The sequence below is a fragment of the Streptomyces sp. NPDC093109 genome, from assembly GCF_040701725.1.
Classification (GTDB): Bacteria; Actinomycetota; Actinomycetes; order Streptomycetales; family Streptomycetaceae; genus Streptomyces.
This window is the reverse complement of sequence record NZ_JBFBEZ010000089.1, coordinates 1-6339: the sequence shown is the minus strand read 5'-3', so window position 1 is coordinate 6339 and position 6339 is coordinate 1. Positions and strand designations below refer to the sequence as shown.

Genomic DNA, 6339 nt, shown 5'->3' with positions numbered 1-6339 from the left:
GACGACCTGGTCGGGTTCTTCGTCAATACTTTGGTGATGCGTACGGATCTGTCCGGTGATCCGACGTTCGTGGGTCTGCTGGAGCAGGTTCGTGACAGTGGCCTGGCGGCGTTCGCGCATCAGGATGTGCCGTTCGAGCGGCTGGTGGAGGATCTGGCGCCGGCCCGCTCGATGGCCCGCCACCCGCTCTTCCAGGTCATGCTCGCCCTGCAGAACAACGCCGAGGCAGCACTGGACCTGCCGGGTATCGACGCCGTACTGCTGCCCGCCGGTGAGCCGGTGGCCAAGTTCGACCTGTCCTTCAACCTGAGTGAGACCTTCCACACCGACACCGACACCGACCCCGATACCAGCATGGGTACGGGTGATCGTCCGGCGGGTCTGCGCGGCGGTATCGATTACGCCCTCGACCTGTTCGACCCCGAAACGGTGGAGACACTGGCCGAACGCTTCGTCCGCGTCCTGGACACCGTCACCAGGGAGCCGCAGCAGCGGGTCAGCGCCATCGAGGTACTGGACCCGGCGGAGCGGCACCGTGTCCTGGTCGAGTGGAACGACACTGCCCGCGCTGTGCCCGCGGCGACGCTGCCGGAGCTGTTCGAGGCGCAGGCCGCCCGCACCCCCGAGGCGACGGCGCTGGTCTTCGCCGGTATCGAGGTGACCTACGCCGACCTCAACGCCCGGGTCAATCGCCTTGCCCGGCTGTTGATCGATCGTGGTGTGGGTCCTGAGTCATTGGTCGCGGTGATGATGCACCGCTCCGTTGACCTGGTGGTCGCTCTCCTTGCGGTGGTCAAGGCCGGTGGTGCGTATGTTCCCGTGGACCCTGACTATCCTGCCGAGCGGATCGCTTACGTCCTTGCCGACGCCCGGCCGCTTTTGGTGCTCACCAGCGCGGACCTGGCCCTCCGTCTCGGCGGCAGCCACCCACCGTACGTGGCCGTCGACGATCCCCGGACCGCCACCGTGCTTGAGGGCTTCCCGGACACCGATCCCACCGACACCGAGCGCCGTACCGCTCTGCTGCCCGCCCATCCCGCGTACGTCATCTACACCTCCGGCTCCACCGGGCGGCCCAAGGGTGTGGCGGTGACGCATCTGGGACTGCCGAGTCTGGCCGTTGTGCAGGCGGAGGAGTTCGGGATCGCGGTGGGTAGTCGGGTGTTGCAGTTCGCCTCGGCGAGCTTCGACGCGGCGGTCTGGGAGGTGGTGATGGCTCTGTGCAACGGGGCGTGCCTCGTTATGGCCCCGTCGGACGATCTGCTGCCGGGCCAGGCACTCGTCGGTCTGGTCGCGGAGCGGTCGGTCACCCATGCCCTCGTGCCTCCCGCCGCACTGGCTCTTCTGGAGCCGGACAGTCTGCCGTCGATCACGACCCTTATCACCGGCGGCGAAGCCCTGAGCCAGAACCTGGCCGCTCGTTGGGCCGATGGCCGCCGTCTCGTCAATGCCTACGGTCCGACGGAGTCCACCGTCTGCGCCACCACCACCGGTCCTCTGTCGGCCGACGAACACAACACCCCGCACATCGGCACGCCCATCGCCAATACCCGGGTCCATGTGCTGGACGCGACGTTGTGTCCGGTGCCGGTGGGTGTCGCGGGGGAGTTGTACATTGCGGGTGCGGGCCTGGCCCGTGGCTATCCGGGCCGGCCCGGGCTGACCGCGGAACGGTTCGTCGCGAACCCCTTCACCCCGGGCGAGCGGATGTACCGCACGGGCGACCTGGCCCGGTGGAACACCCGCGGTCAGCTCGAATACCTGGGCCGTACGGATGATCAGGTGAAGGTCCGGGGTTTCCGGATCGAGCTGGGTGAGGTCGAGGCGGCGCTGCTCGCCCATCCGTATGTGGCTCAGTCGGTGGTGGTGGTGCGTGAGGACCGTCCCGGGGACAAGCGTCTGGTCGGCTACCTCGTCCCGGCGGGCAGTCCGGAGATTGTGGACATCGCCGTGGTACGCAGGCATTTGCAGGGCGTGTTGCCGGAGTACATGGTGCCGTCCGCGTTGGTGGTGCTGGATGCGCTGCCGCTGACGGTGAACGGCAAGCTGGACCGCAGGGCGCTGCCCGCTCCGGAGTATGAGCCGACTGGCGGTGGGCGGGGGCCGTCGACGGTGCAGGAGGAGATCCTGTGCACCGTGTTCGCCGAGGTTCTGGGTCTGCCCACGGTCGGTGTGGAGGACAACTTCTTCGAGCTGGGCGGCCACTCACTGCTCGCGGTGCGGGTGGTGGAGCTGCTGCGTGCCCGGGGGATATCGGTTGATGTGCGGTCGTTGTTCGCGGCGCCGACGGCTGCCGGACTGGCCGCGTCGGACGGCCGGGCCGAGGTGGTGGTGCCGGAGAACCGCATTCCTGACAACGCTCTGGCCGTCTCTCCCGACATGCTTCCCCTGGTGGATCTGACCCGCGAGGAGATCGACAGGCTCGTGGCCGGGGTGCCCGGCGGAGCGGGCAATGTGGCGGATGTGTACCCGCTGGCTCCGCTGCAGGAAGGGATCCTTTTCCACCACCTGATGGGTCACTCAGGTGACGGGACCGATGTGTACGTGCTGCCGATGCTGCTGGGGTTCGACTCCCGGCAGCGGCTCGACGGGTTCGTGGACACCCTTCAGAAGGTCGTCGACCGGCATGACATCCTGCGGACCGCCGTCCTGTGGGAAGGACTGCGCGAACCGGTCCAGGTCGTCATGCGCCGTGCCGTGATCCCGGTGGAGAGCGTCGTCCTGCCCGAGGGGCCCGACGACGAGGCGATCGGCCGGATGCTTGCCGCGTGTCCTGGATCGATGGACATCCGCCGGGCGCCGCTGATCCGCGTGTACACGGCGGCCGACCCGGTGAACGGCCAGTGGCTCGCGCTCGTTCAGGCCCATCACCTTATCGCGGACCACACCACCCTGGATGTGCTGCTGGAGGAGGTGCGCACGTTCACCGAGGGCCGCGAGGACACTCTGCCCGCACCTCTGCCGTTCCGTAACTTCGTTGCCCAGACCCGCCTGAGGGTCGCGCAGGAGGAACACCTCAGATACTTCTCCACCCTGCTCGGGGACGTGACCGAGCCGACCGCACCGTTCGGCCTGCTCGACGTCCGCGGCGACGGCACCGGCGTGGCGGAGGCCCGTCGCGTGCTCGACACGGAACTCGCGCGGCGGCTGCGGGACCAGTCGCGCCGGCTGGGCGTGAGCCCGGCCACGGTCCTGCATGTGGTGTGGGCGCGGGTTCTGGCCGCCACCACGGGCCGGGACGACGTCGTCTTCGGTACCGTCCTGTTCGGCCGCATGGCCGCGGGAAGCGGCGCGGACCGCGTTCTGGGCCTGTTCATCAATTCCCTGCCGGTACGGGTGCGAACTCATGGCGCGCAGGTCATGGACACAGTCCGGTCGGTGCAGAACCAGCTGGCGGACCTGCTCGTGCACGAACACGCCCCTTTGCAGCTGGCCCGGCAGGCCAGCGGTATCAAGGCGGACACCCCGCTGTTCACCTCCCTGTTCAATTACCGGCACTCCAGAAACGCGGCGCCGGGGGCGGACAGCAGCCTTGACGGCGTCGCGATGCTGTACTCCCAGGAGCGGTCGAACTACCCGATCGGGCTGAACGTCGACGACACCGGTGACGGTTTCATCCTCACCGTGCAGGCCGCCGCACCCATCTCGGGCGCATCCGTGTGCGCCATGGTCCACACAGCCGCCGAAGGCGTCGTCACCGCTCTGGAGACGGCACCGCACGAGCGGATCAGTACGGTGGACGTTCTCGATCCCGCCGAGCGGCACCGTGTCCTGGTCGGGTGGAACGACACTGCCCGCGCCGTGCCTGCTGTGACGCTGCCGGAGCTGTTCGAGGCGCAGGCTGCTCGTACCCTCGAGGCGACGGCGGTGGTCTTCGAGGAGGTGGAGTTGAGTTATGCGGAACTCAATGCTCGTGCCAATCGCCTTGCCCGGCTGTTGATCGATCGTGGTGTGGGTCCTGAGTCGTTGGTCGCGGTGATGATGCACCGTTCCGTCGATCTGGTGGTCGCTCTCCTTGCGGTGGTCAAGGCCGGTGGCGCGTATGTCCCCGTGGACCCTGACTATCCTGCCGAGCGGATCGCTTACGTCCTTGCCGACGCACGGCCGCTTCTGGTGCTCACCAGCGCGGACCTGAAGGCATCCCGTCTCGGCGGCGGAGAGCTGTCGTACGTGGCTGTCGACGACCCCCGCATCGCCACCGTGCTTGAGGGTTTCCCGGTTGCTGATCCCACCGACACCGAGCGCCGTACCGCCCTGCTGCCCGCCCACCCCGCCTACGTCATCTACACCTCCGGCTCCACAGGACGGCCCAAGGGTGTGGCGGTGACGCATCAGGGACTGCCGAGTCTGGCCGTTGTGCAGGCGGAGGAGTTCGGGATCGCGGTGGGTAGTCGGGTGTTGCAGTTCGCCTCGGCGAGCTTCGACGCGGCGGTCTGGGAGGTAGTGATGGCTCTGTGCAACGGGGCGTGCCTCGTTATGGCCCCGTCGGACGATCTGCTGCCGGGCCAGGCGCTCGTCGGCCTCGTCGCGGAGCGGTCGGTCACCCACGCCACCCTGCCCCCCGCCGCACTGGCTCTCCTGGAGCCGGACAGTCTGCCGTCGATCACGACCCTCATCACCGCCGGCGAAGCCCTGCACCAGAACCTGGCCGCTCGTTGGGCCGACGGCCGCCGTCTCGTCAATGCCTACGGTCCGACGGAGTCCACCGTCTGCGCCACCACCACCGGTCCTCTGTCCGCCGACGAACACAACACCCCGCACATCGGCACGCCCGTCGCCAACACCCGGGTCCATGTGCTGGACGCGACGTTGTGTCCGGTGCCAATGGGTGTCGCGGGTGAGTTGTACATTGCCGGTGCGGGCCTGGCCCGTGGCTATCCGGGCCGGCCCGGGCTGACCGCGGAACGGTTCGTCGCGAACCCCTTCACCCCGGGCGAGCGGATGTACCGCACGGGCGACCTGGCGAAATGGAGACCGGACGGTGTCCTGGACTTCCTGGGGCGTACGGATGATCAGGTGAAGGTCCGGGGTTTCCGGATCGAGCTGGGTGAGGTCGAGGCGGCGCTGCTCGCCCATCCGTATGTGGCTCAGTCTGCGGTGGTGGCACGTGAGGACCGTCCCGGGGACAAGCGTCTGGTCGGCTACCTCGTCCCGGCCGCCGGTCACGCTCGTGGTGTGGATACGGCTGTCCTGCGCGCGTTCCTCGGCGCGATGCTGCCGGAGTACATGGTGCCGGCCGCGCTGGTGGTGCTGGATGCGCTGCCGCTGACGGTGAACGGCAAGCTGGACCGCAGGGCGCTGCCTGCTCCCGACTACCGGGCGGCCGAGAGCGGCCGGGGGGCGTCGACGGTGCAGGAGGAGATCCTGTGCACTGTGTTCGCCGAGGTTCTGGGTCTGCCCACGGTCGGTGTGGAGGACAACTTCTTCGAGCTGGGCGGCCACTCACTGCTCGCGGTGCAGCTGACCAACAGGATCCGGACGAATCTGGGGATGGAGGTCGCGATGCGGGCGCTGTTCGAGGCGCCGACCGTGGCCGGACTCGCGCAGCGGCTGACTGGTTCGGGTGCGGCACGTCCCGCGTTGGTGGCGATGGCACGGCCCGAGCCGGTCCCGTTGTCGTTCGCACAGCAGCGGTTGTGGTTTCTGGGCCAGTTGGAGGGGCCGTCTGCGACTTACAACATTCCTGTGGCGTTGCGGTTGAGTGGCGATCTGGACGTTGAGGCGTTGCGGATGGCGTTGGGTGATGTGGTGGGTCGGCATGAGGTGTTGCGGACGGTTTTCCCGGTGGACGAGGGCAGGCCGTGTCAGCAGGTTCTTGCCTTGTCCTCCTTGTTCGATCTGCAGGTGGTTGAGGCGGAGGAGGGGGGTTTGGCCGGGGTGGTTGCCGGGCTGGCGGGTCGTGTGTTCGATCTGGCGGTTGAGCTTCCGTTGCGGGCGTGGTTGGTGCGGGTTGTTGGGTCGGGTGAGTGTGTGCTGGTGATGGTGGTGCATCACATTGCCGGTGACGGTTGGTCGATGGGGCCGTTGGCGCGGGATGTGTCGGTGGCGTACAGGGCACGGTTGATGGGGCGGCTGCCGGATTGGGTGCCGTTGGGGGTGCAGTATGCGGATTATGCGTTGTGGCAGCGTGAGCTGCTGGGTGAGGAGACCGACCCCGACAGCCTTCTGAGCGGGCAACTGGCTTACTGGCGTCGGGCGTTGGCTGGTCTGCCGGAGGAGTTGGTGTTGCCGTTCGACCGGTCGCGGCCGGTGGTGGCTTCGCACCGGGGTGGTCGGGTGGAGATCTGTGTGCCGGGTGAGGTGCATGCTCGGGTGGCCGGGTTGGCCCGTGCGCGGGGT

General features: G+C 68.1%; 1 protein-coding gene. It reads left to right on the top strand.

All coding sequences use genetic code 11. The features are described 5' to 3' along the window. Positions 1-6: 6 nt before the first annotated feature. Positions 7-6339: amino acid adenylation domain-containing protein (locus AB0389_RS37500; protein ID WP_366400074.1), on the top strand; the 6333-nt coding region annotated here is incomplete at its 3' end.